The organism is Sphingomonas sp. HDW15A (assembly GCF_011301715.1).
Lineage (GTDB): Bacteria > Pseudomonadota > Alphaproteobacteria > Sphingomonadales > Sphingomonadaceae > Sphingomicrobium.
The window spans coordinates 1,619,765-1,633,753 of record NZ_CP049870.1 but is presented as its reverse complement, the minus strand read 5'-3'; the positions used below and the strand labels follow the sequence as shown (position 1 = coordinate 1,633,753).

Here is a 13,989-nt window from a genome sequence, read left to right as displayed (position 1 = left end):
TCGGGCTAATCCTTCTTTTTCTTTTTGTCTTTGTCGAGGGCGGCCTGGCTGACCATGGCGATGTCCTGCGCGCGGAGATAGTCCGGCGTGCCGCTCGGAATGCCGGCCATCGCCGTCCGCGCGCTCGCCAAGGCAAGCTTGGGCTCGCCCTCGAGATTGCGACTTTCGGCCATCGCCAGCGCAGCGCGAGGCCGGTCGCCCTCACGATCGTAGATCATCCCCAGTTGGAGCCAGGCCATGGGATTTTCATTGTCACGACCAACGGCGGCGCGAAGGACATTCTTGGCCTCGGCCAGATTCTTCGGGTCTTCGGTGGCAACAAGCGCATGGCCAAGGCTCACGGCAATCATCGGCTGATCCGGAGCGTTCGCGACCGCCTGACGCAAGAGCGGTAGCGCTTCGCGAGGACGGCCGCTTTCAAGCAGGATCTGGCCCTTCAGCTCAAGGAAGAACGGGTCATCAGGCGCCGTTGCGAGAAGCGCATCGGCCTCGGACAGCGCTTTTTCGGGGTAAGCGCCGAGGTGGTAGGCATAGGCGCGGGCATAGTGGGCCGGGACGCTCTGATCACTTTCCGGATAAAGTGTGATCGCATTCTTGGAATCGACATAGCCGATCAGCTTGGCCTTCACCCTCTGGAAGCGCGCTTCGAGCGCAGGATCGGTCGGGCGGTTCCAAGCTGGATCCTTCTGGTAGACCTCCGTAAGGGCCTGGATGCGCTCCTGGCTGAGCGGATGCGTACGGTCGTAGCTGTCCTTCGAATAGATCGCGAGGCGATATTCCTGGTTCTGCAGCTTCTTAAAGAAGTCGAGGCTCCCTCGGCCACTCACCCCGGCTTGCGAGAGGTAGGAGGCACCGGCAGAGTCGGCCGAGCTTTCCTGGGCGCGGGTAAAGGCCATGAAGCTGCCCATTGCCGCCCGCTGCCCTGCCATCATCAGGCCCATGCCGGCATCCGGTGCGCCCGCCGCGGCTGCGGCCAGTCCGAGGAGCAAGGACAGGACGGTGATGGCCGTCGCCTGCTTGAAACCGTCGTTGAGCCGCAGGATGTGGCCGCCCGCGACATGCCCAAGTTCGTGAGCGATCACGCCCTGGACCTGGTTGGCGTTGTCGGCCTTCTGGAGCAGGCCGCTGTGAATGTAGACGATCTGGCCACCCGCAACGAAGGCGTTGATTTCGTCGTCGCGCAGGAGGACGATCTTGACGTTCTCAGGCCGCAGGCCGGCCGCCTTGACGAGCGGTGCGGACATATCGCGGAAGAGCAATTCGGTTTCGCTGTCCCGCAATACCTGCTGCGCAGCAGCCGGCTGGGCCACAGCGAACAACAGGGTCAGGAACAGCATGACCAACCCGGTCAGGCGGGAGGGAAGGCGGCTCATCGTCGCGCTGTCCCATCCCCGGCCTGAACCGTGCATGAAACGCCCTCTAATTAGCCGAAAGTGCGTTGCCACCAGCCGCCGCGCTTGGGCTCGTCCGAATCGTCGTCGGCGTTGGCGGCCTGGAGACCCGATTCCTCGGTTTGCTGGGGTTGTTCGACCTCGGTTTCCGGCTTTTTCGAACGGCTGCGCCTCGCCTTCGGCTTGACCTCGTCTCTAGCCGTAGGTTCGACCGCAGCGGTAGCAGCTTCAGAGTCCGTCTTCGGCGCAGCTGCCTTTTTCGAACGACCCTTGGGCTTCGCTTCCTTTGTATCGGCAGAAGCTTCCGCCTCGATCGGAGCCGAAACTTCCGCTTCGGGCGAAGCAGTCGCTTGCGCAACAGGCTTGCGGGCGCGTGGACGACGGCGCGTCTTGGGCGCTTCCTCATCGGCCTCGCTGGCGCTTTCCAGGGAGACGGCATCGGCGATCACCGGTTCGGTCGTGGGCTGCTCATCCGGTGAGATGACTTCCTCGCGAGCGCCAGCGCCTTCCTCGCGCGGCTTGCGGCCGCGGCCTCCGCGACGGCCTCGCCGACGGCGAGCGCCATCGTCCTCAGCCGCATCAGAAACTTCTGCGTGCTGCTGGCCGGCATCGTTCGCTTCTTCTGCGGAATCTTCGCCGGCACTCTCAGCTTCGCCGTCCTCGGGACGGTTGCGATTGCGGCCGCGGCCGCCGCGACGGCGGCGACGCCGCTTGCGCGAATCGCGATCACCTTCGCGATCAATGCCATCGCGCTCACCGCGTTCGCGCTCCCCGCTCTCCTCTTCATCCTCGTCTTCGTCGATGACCGCATCGTCGAAATCGTCGTCCTCCGCCGGCTCGGCAAAAGGCGCTTGCGGCCGCGGGGCTGCAACCGGACGTGGGCCGGTGCTGTCGACGCTCATCCGCGCGCCTTCCAGGCTCTCGTCTATCAGAACCTCGACGGTAACTCCGTAGCGTGCCTCGATCTCGGCAAGTTCGGCGCGCTTTTTGTTGAGCAGGTAGATCGCGGCTTCGCGACCGGCGCGAAGGATGATCCGGTCGCCGCGACCGCGAGCCGCCTCGTCCTCGATGATCCGTAGAGCGCTCAGGCCAGCGGACGATGCGGTGCGCATCAGACCGGTGCCTTCACAGTGCGGGCAAGCCTTGGTCGAGGCTTCGAGAACGCCGGTCCGGAGCCGCTGCCGGCTCATCTCCATCAGGCCGAAGCTGGAGATTCGCCCAACCTGAATTCGTGCGCGGTCGTTCTTGAGGGCTTCTTTCATCGCCTTCTCGACTTTGCGAACGTGGCCGTTCTGCTCCATGTCGATGAAGTCGATGACGACGAGGCCGGCCATGTCGCGAAGGCGAAGCTGGCGTGCGATCTCGCTTGCGGCCTCAAGGTTGGTCGCGAAAGCCGTCTGCTCGATATTGTGCTCGCGGGTCGCGCGGCCGGAGTTGATGTCGATCGATACCAACGCCTCGGTCGGGTTGATGACCAGGTAACCGCCGCTCTTCAGCTGGACGACCGGCTGGTACATCGCATTGAGCTGGTCCTCGACTCCGAAGCGCTGGAAGATCGGCGTGGGGTCGGAGTAGGACCGTACCCGCTTCACATGGCTCGGCATGAGTAGCTTCATGAAGCCGCGCGCCGCCTTGTAGCCGTCCTCGCCCTCGACGACGACCTCGTCGATTTCCTTGTTGTAAAGATCGCGGATGGCACGCTTCACGAGGTCGCTGTCGCGATAGATCAGCGCCGGAGCGCTGCTGGTCAGCGTCTTCTCGCGAATTTCGTCCCACAAGCGCGCGAGATAATCGAAATCGCGCTTGATCTCGGTCTTGGTCCGCTCAAGCCCGGCAGTTCGGACGATCAGCCCCATCGTCGACGGAAGCTTCAGGTCGCTCATGATCGACTTCAGGCGCTTGCGATCGGCGCCGTTCGAAATCTTGCGCGAAATTCCTCCACCATGGCTGGTGTTGGGCATGAGCACGCAATAGCGGCCGGCGAGGCTGAGGTAGGTCGTTAGCGCCGCGCCCTTGTTTCCACGTTCTTCTTTGACGACCTGGACCAGCAGAACCTGGCGGCGCTGGATGACATCCTGAATCTTGTATCGGCGGCGGAGCGCTTGGCGCTTCTTGCGAAGTTCGTCGGCCGCGCTTTCGTCAACCGGGGAACGGCTGCTTTCGGTGCCGACCGACGTCGATCCGTTGCCGTTCTCTCCGGCATACTCGTCATCGGGCTCTTCCGGGCGATCGTCAGTGCCATCGTCTTCGTGATGTGGGTCCAGGCTGGCATCTTCAGCTTCCGCCCTGAGCCGTTCTTCCTCGGCTGCATGTTCCGCCTCTTCGCGAAGCAGGGCCTCGCGATCCGATTTCGGGATCTGGTAATAATCGGGGTGGATTTCGCTGAAGGCCAGGAAGCCGTGGCGGTTGCCGCCATATTCGATGAACGCCGCCTGGAGCGACGGCTCGACCCTGGTAACCTTGGCTAGATAGATATTTCCTTTGAGCTGCTTGTGCTCGGCGGACTCGAAGTCAAACTCCTCGATCCGGCTTCCCTTGACGACCGCGACCCGGGTTTCCTCCGGGTGGCGCGCATCGATTAGCATGCGCATGGACATTGAATATTCTCCGGGCGCGTCGAGCCCTGTTACGGACCTCGCGCGCAATGGTTATGGCCGGCGTCTTCATGACGCCGGGAGATGCGGAAATTGCGTCTGCTGCGCGAGCCCGTCCGGTCCTGGCCGGAATGGACGCCAATCCCTGCCCATCTGGGAGCAATCGGGTGGCATCTTTTGGCATCATGCAGCGTCAACCTCGTAAGTCAGCGCCTGGAAAGGCGCAGGCCCGCGCGTCGCAGGCGGGCTTCTTCGGGGTTAGCACCGCCTGTGCAGGGTCGCAATCGAAACAAATGCATGACTTGCGCTGACGGTGGGACATCTCCGATAGTCGGCGCGAATGGGAGGGACCCACATCATTCGCTGCGCCGGCCCGGCGTTGCTAGCGCTGCTTGTGTCGGCGTGCAGCGCCGATCCTTCAAGCGGCAATGACGCATTGCTCGGCGAAGCGCGCCGCGGCGGCGTGACCGTGGCACTGGACGAACCCGTCCGCGACGTCGCGATCAGCGAAGCCCGCGTTCCCGGGCGGCCGATCGTGCTCATCGATCCCGGCCATGGGGGACGGACCCGGGGCGAGCGGCGTTTCTGGGAGCGCCGCCGAGAAGGACCTGACACTCGCATTTTCCCGCGAGCTTCGGGACAGGCTGGTCAAGAACGGGCGAGTTCGCGTCGCCCTGACGAGGGATCGGGACCGAACGCTAACGCTCGCCCAGCGCGCCGACCTCGCCGGGCGGATTGGCGCGCGCCTGTTCGTTTCTATCCATATGGATAGCGCACCCAATGAGCTTGCTCGCGGAGCGACCGTCTATTCGCTTTCCGATGTGGCCTCCGACGCGGAGGCCGCGCGTTTCGCAAGCGCGGAGAATGCCGCTGGCGGAGGCATGACGAGCGAAGAGGATGCGAGCGTGCGATTTCTCCTCTCCGACCTGGCCCTACGGGATCGAATGGCGGATTCCGCGGCCTTGGCGGGCCGGTTGGTCGAGTCGAGCAGAGGCCGCGTCATACTTCGGCCGGAGCCGCACAAATTCGCTGCTTTCCACGTCCTCAAGCGGTCGGAAGCGCCCGGCGTGCTGTTTGAAGCCGGCTATATCAGCAACGTCGAAGACGAAGCAGCACTCCTGACCCCCAAGGCCGCGCGCCAATCGTCGCTGCGCTCGCACGGGCTATCGAGATCGAGAGCGTTCTGTCGGCTTCGCGCTAAAGCGCCTTTGCGCATCGCCGCTTAGCGGCTAGATGATCGACCGACCATGCCGACATTGACCGCCCCGTTCGATCGTATCTCGAACAGCCTGCCAGATCTCGTCGCGTTCAATCGTCGCGTTCGCGAACGTATCGACCCGTGGTGGGAAAAAACCTGGTTCCGGCGACTGACGTGGGCCGGCGTTGTGGCGTTCGTCATCGGCGCGATCACCTTCGTCTACTTCGCGGCTGGTCTGCCGAGCTCCCAGACCCTGCTGTCCTATCAGCCGCCGCTACCCAGCAACGTCCGCGGCTATGACGGAAATCCCGTCCAGACATTCGCGCGAGAACGTCGGGTCGAACTGGCGTTCGATGAGTATCCGCCGCTGGTGGTGCAGGCCTTCACATCGGCGGAGGACAAGACCTTCTTCACGCATGGCGGTCTCGATTATCCCGGGCTAACAAAGGCGGTGTTCAATTATGTCCTCAGCAGCGTCGGCGGCGGCGGCCGCGTTCCCGGCGGATCGACCATCACTCAGCAGGTCGCGAAATACCTGCTTCAGGATGACGAATACGCCGTCAGCCGTAAGATCCGGGAAATGATCCTCGCCTTCCGGCTGGAGGATACGCTGACGAAAGAGCAGATCCTCGAACTCTACCTCAACTCCATATTCCTCGGGCGCAATGCCTACGGGATTCAGGCCGCAAGCCGCGCGTACTTCGACAAGGACGTCAAGGACTTAACGCTCCCCGAAGCCGCCTATCTCGCGATCCTTCCGAAAGCGCCGTCCAACTACGATCCAGTGCGTGCGACTCGCAAGGCGCTGGAACGTCGTAACTACGTCCTCAACGAAATGATGGACAACGGCTACATTACCGAGGCGCAGCGGGCGGCAGCGACGGAAGCACCTCTGGGTACCATCCCCTACGGCAGCAACGAAAAGTTTCGGCAGATGGGCGGCTATTTCATGGAAGAAGTCCGCCGCGACCTGATCCGCCGATTCGGCGAAGAGTCGGAGGACGGTCCGAACAGCGTCTACGCGGGCGGCCTCTGGGTCCGCTCCTCGATGGTGCCGGTAATGCAGGACGCCGCCGCCGAAGCCTTGCGTGAAGGGCTGGCCCGGTTCGACGGCGGGCGGGGCTGGAAGGATACCGGTCTCACCGTGCCGATCGACGGCGACTGGGCGGCACGATTGCGGGTCGCAGCGCTCGGCACAGGCTTTCCGGACTGGAAAAAGGCCGTCGTCCTTGAAAAGTCCTCTGGTGAGGCGACCATAGGTTTTTCGAATGGCACGAAGGGCATATTGCCGGCGAGTGCGGCCCAGCAGCCAAAGAAAGGCGGCGGGGGAAGCGCATTTTCGAACCTTCGCCCCGGGATGATCATCATCGTCAAGCAGATGGGCACAGACAGCTACGCGCTTCGTTCGATCCCCGAAATCGGCGGAGCCTTCCTGGCTGAAGAGGTCAACACTGGCCGGGTCCTCGCCATGCAGGGCGGATTCGACGTGATCGGTTCATCGTACAACCGCGCGACACAGGCGAAGCGGCAGCCGGGATCCGCCTTCAAACCGATCGTCTATGTGACGGCGCTCGAGAACGGCATGACCCCTGCGTCGATCATCGTCGACGCTCCATTCTGCGTCTGGCAAGGCGCCGGTCTCGGAAACAAGTGCTTCCGCAATTTCGATGGCCGCTATGCCGGTCCGAAGACGATGCGCTGGGGCGTCGAGCAATCGCGCAATCTCATGACCGTCCGCGCCGCATCGCAAGCTGGCATGCCCAAGGTCATCGCCAACGCCAAGAAACTGGGCGTCGGCGATTACCCCAATTACCTGTCCATCGCACTGGGTGCTGGCGACACGACTGTTCTCCATCTGGTCAACGCGTACGCCGTACTCGCCAACCAGGGGCGGGAAGTGCGGCCGTCGATCATCGACTTCGTCCAGGACCGGAACGGCAGAGTCATCTTCCGCACCGATAATCGCTGCCAGGTCATGCAGAATTGCAGCGCGCCAGATTGGGACGGCAAGGCGATGCCGCGCCCGCCCTCACGCCAGAAGCAGCTGCTCGATCCGCAGGCTGCCTACCAGATGGTACACGTGCTTGAGGGTGTGGTGGAGCGCGGAACCGCGACGTCGCTGCGCAGCCTCGAGCGGCCGTTGTTTGGCAAGACGGGAACGACCAGCGGTCCGACCAACGTTTGGTTCATCGGCGGCACTCCGGAAGTCGTCGCTGGTGTTTACCTGGGGTATGATCAGCCACGCCCGATGGGCCATGCCGCGCAGGGCGGCCGTGTTGCCGCGCCGGTCTTCAAGCAATGGGCCGAAGCGTCGTTGAAGGACGCCCCCAAAATCCCGTTCGTTGCCCCCGCCGGCATTCGCATGGTTCGAATCGACCGGGTGACCGGCAAGCGCGTGTTCGGAAGTTTTCCCACCACTGAAGATCCCAAGTCATCGGTAATCTGGGAAGCGTTCCAGCCGGAGACAGAGCCCCGCCGCTCTTTCCGCCGCGAGGAGCGCGCGGAAGCTGACAAACGCACTCAGGAGGCGAGCCGGAAGCCGCGCGTTGCCCGAGCCGTCAACCGTTCTCCGCAGCGCGTGGCGGCGGACGATTTCTTGCAAAGGCAGGGCGGGATTTACTAGGGGATCCCCCAATCCCTCCGAACCCGTTTCGAAAGTTTTTGACCATGCGCGCCGAAGCGCAAGCCCATATCGACCAGATCAAGGCGGCCGTTCAGTTGCTTCGCCGTTTCCTAGACTGGGACGTGGCGCACAAGCGGCTTGCCGAGCTGAACGCCAAGGTCGAGGAACCGACGCTTTGGGACGACACCAAGGCGGCGCAGGATGTGATGCGCGAGCGGCGCAGGCTCGAAGAGGCGATCGGCGCGACTTCGAAGATCGAGACCGAGCTCAAGGACACCGTCGAGCTTATCGAGATGGCGGAGGCGGAAGGTGACGGAGCCCTGGTCGATGACGGCGTCAAGGCTTTGGCAGACCTCGCCGAGCGGGCCGAGCGCGACAAGGTCGCGGCGCTGCTGGCAGGCGAAGCTGATGCCAACAACAGCTATGTCGAGATTAACAGCGGCGCCGGCGGCACCGAGTCGAACGACTGGGCGTCGATGCTGCTGCGGATGTACACTCGGTGGGGCGAGCGTCATGGGATGAAGGTCGAAATGGTCGACCACCATTCCGGCGAGCAGGCCGGAATCAAGTCGGCGACCATCCTCATCAAGGGCGAGAATGCCTACGGCAATCTGAAGGTCGAAGGCGGGGTCCACAGGCTCGTGCGGATCTCGCCGTACGATAGCTCCGCGCGACGCCACACAAGCTTCGCCAGCGTCTGGGTCTATCCGGAAGTCGACGACGATATCGAAATCGAGGTCAACGAAGGCGACCTAAGGATCGATACCTACCGGGCTTCCGGGGCCGGCGGCCAGCACGTCAACACCACCGATAGCGCAGTGCGGATTACCCACTTGCCGACAGGCATTGTCGTCGCCTGCCAGAACGAGCGGTCCCAGCACAAGAACCGCGCCTCGGCAATGAAGCAACTGAAGGCGCGGCTTTACGAAAACGAACTCCAGAAGCGCGAGGCGGAAGCCAATGCAGCCAATGCGGCGAAGACCGACATCGGCTGGGGGCACCAGATCCGCTCCTACGTCCTGCAGCCGTACCAGCTTGTAAAAGACCTGCGCACCGGGGTGACCTCGACCGCGCCGAGTGATGTGCTCGATGGTGACCTCGACCGCTTCATGGCCGCGGCTCTGTCGCAGCGCGTGACAGGGGAAAAGGTCGAGGTCGAGGATGTCGAGTAGGGCGCTCGCCGCACTCGTCCTGCTCCTTGTCGCGTCATGCCGGGCCGAGGAGAAGCGGACATTCCCAGAAGCCCATCGGCCGGTCGCGCCCATCGTCTCGGATGCCTTTTCGACCGAGGACGCCCGCGACCGTGTCGGCGAGGCAGAGGCCGTTATCGCCTTTGCTCGGATCAGGCCCGGGATGTCGGTTGCCGACATCGGGGCCGGGGAGGGCTATTACACCGTTCGATTGTCGCCAGTGGTGGGCCCGCGCGGCAGGGTTCTGGCTCAAGACATCAGCGCCGAAACGCGCGACAGGCTTGCCTTGCGGGTCCAGCGCGAAGGTCTGGACAATGTCGCGGTTCGGCTCGGACTGCCCGATGACCCGAAACTGCCCGAAGCTAGCTTCGACCGGATCTTCCTGGTCCACATGTACCATGAAGTGACCGAGCCCTACGCCTTCCTTTGGCATTTGCTCGACGGTTTGAAAAAGGGGGTCTCATCGTTGTCGTCGACGCCGACCGCCCCGTGAAGCGTCACGGCATGCCGCCGGCCCTACTAGACTGCGAATTCGCCTCTCTTGGGCTTCGCCGGGTCGCTATGGCACCCATCGAAGGAACCGACAGCTACATGGCACTTTTCACGGCAGGGAAGCGACGCCCGCAGCCTTCCGAAATCAAGGCCTGCCGGATCGAGTCCTAACTTTCGCAGGACAGCCGGATTCTCAGATCAGGCCCATGGAGCGCATCGACGTGCACTCGGAACCGGCGAGCACGAGGTGATCGAGAAGGGCGACGTCCATTGCCTCGCCGACAAGCGCCAGCCGGCGAGTCAGTGCGCAATCGCTGGCGCTTGGAGTCGCATCGCCGGACGGATGATTATGGGCGAGGACGATCCCCACCGAACCGTGGACCGCGGCGTCGGCGACAACTTCGCGAAATGGCAACGGCGCTTCGCCGTCGCCACCGTCGAAACGCGTCAGGTGGATGCACCGGTCCTGCTCGTCGAGATGAGCAACCCACAGATGCTCGCGGCGAGGATCGCACTCCGCGAGCAAGCCGGAGAAGAAATGCCGGGCCGGCCCAAGCCCATTCAAAAGAAATGATTCGGCACGCTGCTGGAACATGCCAAGCCAATTATAGGCTCATCCGCATCGGCGCGAACATTTTAAGGTCCATTTCGGAGCGGCGTTTCGTTGCTTCGGCGGGATTCTCCTTGCCGCCGGTTTTCGTCCCGCTAGGCTTCGGACCATGCGACAATATCTCGATCTCATGGCGAAGATCCTTGCCGAAGGCGTCCCCCAGCAGGACCGTACCGGCACTGGCACGCTCAGCCTGTTCGGCGGGCAGATGCGGTTCGATCTCACCGCTGGCTTCCCACTTCTCACCACCAAGAAGCTCCACCTGCGCTCGATCATCGTCGAGCTTTTGTGGTTCCTGCGCGGCGACACGAACGTGCGCTGGCTTCAGGAGCGAAAGGTAAGCATCTGGGACGAGTGGGCCGGGCCGGACGGCGACCTTGGCCCGGTTTATGGCAAGCAATGGCGGGATTGGGAAACCGCGGACGGACGCCGGGTTGATCAGATCGCCGAGCTGGTGAAGTTGATCCGGAACGATCCCTCCAGCCGCCGGCAGATCGTCACCGCCTGGAACCCGGGCGAGATCCACAAGATGGCGCTCGCGCCATGCCACTGCCTGTTCCAAACGCAGGTCGCGGCCGGGCGGTTGAATCTGCAGCTCTACCAGCGTAGCGCCGACCTGTTCCTGGGTGTTCCATTTAACATCGCCAGTTACGCGCTGCTCACTCACATGCTCGCGCGGGAATGCGGGCTGGAGCCCGGCGTGTTCGTGTGGACCGGCGGCGATATCCACCTTTATTCCAATCATCTCGACCAGGCACGGCTCCAGTTGCAGCGTGAGCCGCGCCCCTTGCCGCGCCTGCTCATCGCCGACCGCGGGCAGGACCTGTTCGGTTACGACGCCACGGACTTCACGTTCGAGAATTACGATCCGCATCCGCATATCCCGGCGCCCGTCGCCGTGTAATGGTTGTTGCAAAACAACGGCCCATCTGAAAATTACACGTCCGGAATGAACTTCGAGTGCGAAGCGGCGTTCGTTCAGCGGCCAGACAGGAGAAACTGTGATGCTTCGTAAAGTGACGACCATGTTGTTGATCGGCGGCGGCCTCGTTCTCGCGGCCTGCAACACCGTTCGCGGCGCAGGCGAGGACGTTCAGTCCGTCGCCAACTGCACCGAGAATGCCATCAACAACGGTACCTGCTGACGCGCAGGACGCCGCATGCCATGGTCGGTCACCGTAAATGGGAGGACGCAGATCATGGTTCGCAAGTTGGTGCTGGTGGGGATTTTGGGGAGCGGCTTAGTGCTGACGGCGTGTAATGCCGTTCGTGGCGCTGGTCAGGACCTTCAGTCGGCTGCCAATTGCACCGAGAATATGATCAACAACGGTCAGTGTTGAGCTGAGCCTTCGACGAAGGAAGCCCCGCCGGAGCGATCCGCGCGGGGCTTCGACGAAGGAAGCCCCGCCGGAGCGATCCGCGCGGGGCTTTTTTCGTACCGGCGGCTAGCGCAGTCGATCGGCGATCTGCACAAGCTTGTCCGCCATCGCGGCGTGCCGCGGACGATCGACAGCAAAGCTGCGGGCGGCGCGAGCAAGGTCGAGGAGCAGGGTGGCCAGCGCTGGGTCGCGCGCGTTCGATGCAAAGCGAGAATCGGCCTCCGCCAGAGCGGGCTCGAGCCGGGCTGCGAAGGCGCCATCGAGCGCGCCCGCACGCTTCAGTTGATCGGCATAGGCGCGAACGATCACCGGAACGGCAGGCCAGGCGACCGGATTCTGCTGCTGCGGATTGAACGCCGGTCCTTGGTCGGCAAGCGCTGCCGCGGCAATCTCGTTTGCGCTGAGCATCGCGCTCGGCTTCAAAGCGAGGACGTCGAGACCGCGCGCAATCTCGGTCGCGTAAATGCGTCCGCGATAGAAATAGGCGGACCAGAATCCGCCCAGCACCTCGCGCTTGGAATCGATCGGGCCGCGATCGAAATAGGCGATCTCGAACGGCGCGCTGCTATCGGTGAAGTCGATGACGGTAAGGCCGCCCTGGTACCAGGCCTGGACCATGATATCGCGGCCCGGAACGGGGACGATGGAGCCATTGTGGGCGACGCAATTCTCCTGCTCGCTCTGCGCCGCGGCAAGCTTGAAGGTCGCGCGGCGCATCAGCTTCCCATCGACGATGTCGTAAATGGCGTCGGCGCCCCAATCCTTTCGGTCCTGGTTTCGGCAACGCGGCCGCGATCCGCCGCCCCACTCGTCGGTGAACAAAACCTTCGTGCCGTCATTGTTGAAGGTCGCGGAATGCCAGTATGCGAATCCCGGATCGCTGACGACATCGATGCGGCGCGGCTTGCGCGGGTTCGAGATGTCGAAGATGATCCCGTTGCCCGAACAGGCGCCGGCAGCAAGGCGACTGGCCGGGAACACCGTGATGTCGTGGCACTGGTCGGTGATATGAGTTTTCTGCGTTTCGTCGCCGTGGTCTCCGCCTTTCCAAAGACCGGCAAGCTCACCTGTCTTTGCATCGGCAAAGACGGCCGGGCTGTCGACGATCCGTGCGGTTGCAGGGTCATCGACCGGGATTTCAACGACGTCGATGCGGAACAAGCTGTTGGACGGCGAGGGCTGGTCTGTGCAGCCGGCCAGTTCCTCGGCCTTGCGGACGTTGCCGGTGCCCGAGACGTAGACGAGGATCCTGCCGTCGCCTTCGGGGCCCTTGACGATCGAATGGGTATGGCTTCCGCGGCAGGTTTGAACCTGCCCGACCTGGCGCGGACGTGCGATGTCCGAAATGTCGAATATCCGAATGCCGCGGAAACGTTCGGCGCTGACATCGTCGGCAATGCCTTGTGTGCCGCAATCGCGCCGCGCGCGGTTCTGCTCAACCGACATGATGAGCAGGTTGCCGATCACGGAAACGTCGCCTTGACCGCCGGCGCAGACCACTGACGCGACCTGCACGGGCATGCCGTCTGCGCCGAGGCGATAGGCGTTGAAGCCGTGATAGTTGCCGACGAATAGGCGGTCGCCGGCAAAGGCCATGTCAGTCTGCGCGAAGCTCAGCAGGGGCGAGCGGTCGCTCCATTCGATGTCATCATTGCTCTGCCCATCGTCGCGAAATGCATTGGCGGTGGGCTTGACCCCCTTCTTAACCTTCATCGGCGGATAGCCCGCGGGGTTCGTCGGATCGAAGAAGCCTGGGGGCTTCGGCAATGAGGCCACCAGTGTCATGTTGCTAATTGCGTGGCCGGCATCGCGGAAGCCGGCCTTGAGCGCCTCGCGAGGGTCGGCAGATAGGCGTGCCTTCAAGGCGTCCATGCGCTTGATCTCGGCAGTTTGCTCGTTCTTCACGTCGCTTGTGAACTGGAACAGCACCGGGTCGTAGGCTGCGCCGGGACGTTCCAGCAGTTCCTCGACCATCGTCACCGCGCCGGCGTGATGAGCGGTCATCAATTGGAGAAAGAGACGATCGAACGCCTCGCCTTTCGAGGCGGCGAGCAGAGCCATTTGCGCCGGAGTGGCCATCCCCTTCATTGCCAAACCGCCGTGGTCGTGGCCGGCCATTGCCGGCATGGGTGCCGTTGGACCTGCGCCGCGCGCGCGAAGCCAGTCGTGCATGAACTTCATCTCGTCCTTTTGCGAGGCGGCAATCCGCCCGGCCATCGTCAGCAAGTCCTTGTTGCTCGAGCGCGCCGGAGCAAGCTTCGCCATGTCGAGCGCCTGCTGGTGGTGATGAATCATGCCGGACATGAATTCGAGGTCGGCGCCGATGAAACGCGTGTCGGCGACCTTGGCGGCCTGCTCGGGCGTCAGCACGCGGGCCGGCGCACCCGGCGCGCCGGGCTGGATGATCGGTACGGGCGCCTGGGCAGCGAGAGGGGTAGAAAGAGATAAGGCGAACGCGGCGAGCAGGATGGACGACTTCATGGTTTCTCCGGCGAATGACGCGACTCAATGC

At 63.2% G+C, this 13,989-nt stretch carries 10 protein-coding genes and 1 pseudogene; 6 read left to right on the top strand and 5 right to left on the bottom strand.

Going from position 1 to position 13,989, the window contains the following annotated elements:
- Positions 1 to 5: 5 nt before the first annotated feature.
- The 3 genes from G7076_RS08510 to G7076_RS08500 form a co-directional block, all read right to left on the bottom strand.
- Positions 6 to 1,337, bottom strand: a complete 1,332-nt coding sequence (locus G7076_RS08510; RefSeq protein ID WP_166203520.1) for a M48 family metalloprotease — start codon at positions 1,335 to 1,337, stop codon at positions 6 to 8.
- An 86-nt stretch (positions 1,338 to 1,423) separates the two neighbouring features.
- Positions 1,424 to 3,988, bottom strand: a complete 2,565-nt coding sequence (locus tag G7076_RS08505; RefSeq protein WP_206367520.1) for a ribonuclease E/G — start codon at positions 3,986 to 3,988, stop codon at positions 1,424 to 1,426.
- 415 nt (positions 3,989 to 4,403) lie between these two features.
- A complete protein-coding gene (locus G7076_RS08500; RefSeq protein WP_166202018.1) occupies positions 4,404 to 4,541 on the bottom strand; it encodes a hypothetical protein in 138 nt (45 codons plus the stop codon).
- Here G7076_RS08500 and G7076_RS08495 point away from each other — a divergent pair.
- From G7076_RS08495 to G7076_RS08480, 4 genes and pseudogenes are all read left to right on the top strand, one after another.
- Positions 4,540 to 5,211, top strand: a complete 672-nt coding sequence (locus G7076_RS08495) for an N-acetylmuramoyl-L-alanine amidase (protein ID WP_166202016.1) — start codon at positions 4,540 to 4,542, stop codon at positions 5,209 to 5,211. The two genes, G7076_RS08500 and G7076_RS08495, sit on opposite strands and share 2 nt — an antisense overlap.
- Positions 5,212 to 5,232: 21 nt before the next feature.
- Positions 5,233 to 7,806 carry a PBP1A family penicillin-binding protein gene (locus tag G7076_RS08490; protein ID WP_166202014.1) on the top strand — a complete coding sequence of 858 codons (2,574 nt, stop codon included), beginning with the start codon at positions 5,233 to 5,235 and terminating at the stop codon, positions 7,804 to 7,806.
- Positions 7,807 to 7,850: 44 nt separating this feature from the next.
- On the top strand, positions 7,851 to 8,978 hold the full coding sequence (gene prfB, locus G7076_RS08485; RefSeq protein WP_166202012.1) for a peptide chain release factor 2: 1,128 nt from the start codon (positions 7,851 to 7,853) through the stop codon (positions 8,976 to 8,978).
- Positions 8,968 to 9,659 (top strand): annotated as a pseudogene (locus G7076_RS08480) (methyltransferase domain-containing protein). Before prfB ends, G7076_RS08480 begins: the two are co-directional and overlap by 11 nt.
- A gap of 22 nt (positions 9,660 to 9,681) precedes the next feature.
- Here G7076_RS08480 and G7076_RS08475 read toward each other — a convergent pair.
- Complete coding sequence (locus G7076_RS08475; RefSeq protein WP_166202011.1) at positions 9,682 to 10,083, bottom strand: JAB domain-containing protein; 402 nt, start codon at positions 10,081 to 10,083, stop codon at positions 9,682 to 9,684.
- A gap of 124 nt (positions 10,084 to 10,207) precedes the next feature.
- Between G7076_RS08475 and G7076_RS08470 the strand changes: the two genes are divergently transcribed.
- Together G7076_RS08470 and G7076_RS08465 are read left to right on the top strand one after the other, a co-directional pair.
- Positions 10,208 to 11,002, top strand: coding sequence for a thymidylate synthase (locus G7076_RS08470; RefSeq protein ID WP_166202009.1), 795 nt, complete (start codon positions 10,208 to 10,210; stop codon positions 11,000 to 11,002).
- A gap of 100 nt (positions 11,003 to 11,102) precedes the next feature.
- The gene (locus G7076_RS08465) at positions 11,103 to 11,243 is read left to right on the top strand and encodes an entericidin EcnA/B family protein (protein WP_166202007.1); all 141 of its coding nucleotides are present in this window, start codon (positions 11,103 to 11,105) and stop codon (positions 11,241 to 11,243) included.
- A 300-nt stretch (positions 11,244 to 11,543) separates the two neighbouring features.
- Here the strand turns inward: G7076_RS08465 and G7076_RS08460 are convergent, their stop codons facing one another.
- Positions 11,544 to 13,958 (bottom strand): DUF305 domain-containing protein, encoded by a 2,415-nt coding sequence (locus G7076_RS08460; RefSeq protein ID WP_166202005.1) that lies wholly within the window; start codon positions 13,956 to 13,958, stop codon positions 11,544 to 11,546.
- Positions 13,959 to 13,989: the final 31 nt, after the last annotated feature.

Bases quoted from the DNA above. Each gene is read 5' to 3' on its own strand.
- G7076_RS08465 (WP_166202007.1), top strand. From the start codon at position 11,103: ATGCTTCGTAAAGTGACGACCATGTTGTTGATCGGCGGCGGCCTCGTT.
- G7076_RS08475 (WP_166202011.1), bottom strand. From the start codon at position 10,083: ATGTTCCAGCAGCGTGCCGAATCATTTCTTTTGAATGGGCTTGGGCCG.
- G7076_RS08490 (WP_166202014.1), top strand. From the start codon at position 5,233: ATGCCGACATTGACCGCCCCGTTCGATCGTATCTCGAACAGCCTGCCA.
- G7076_RS08505 (WP_206367520.1), bottom strand. From the start codon at position 3,988: ATGTCCATGCGCATGCTAATCGATGCGCGCCACCCGGAGGAAACCCGG.
- G7076_RS08500 (WP_166202018.1), bottom strand. From the start codon at position 4,541: ATGGCCGGGATCGATGAGCACGATCGGCCGCCCGGGAACGCGGGCTTC.
- G7076_RS08510 (WP_166203520.1), bottom strand. From the start codon at position 1,337: ATGCTGTTCCTGACCCTGTTGTTCGCTGTGGCCCAGCCGGCTGCTGCG.
- G7076_RS08495 (WP_166202016.1), top strand. From the start codon at position 4,540: ATGGGGGACGGACCCGGGGCGAGCGGCGTTTCTGGGAGCGCCGCCGAG.
- prfB (WP_166202012.1), top strand. From the start codon at position 7,851: ATGCGCGCCGAAGCGCAAGCCCATATCGACCAGATCAAGGCGGCCGTT.
- G7076_RS08470 (WP_166202009.1), top strand. From the start codon at position 10,208: ATGCGACAATATCTCGATCTCATGGCGAAGATCCTTGCCGAAGGCGTC.
- G7076_RS08460 (WP_166202005.1), bottom strand. From the start codon at position 13,958: ATGAAGTCGTCCATCCTGCTCGCCGCGTTCGCCTTATCTCTTTCTACC.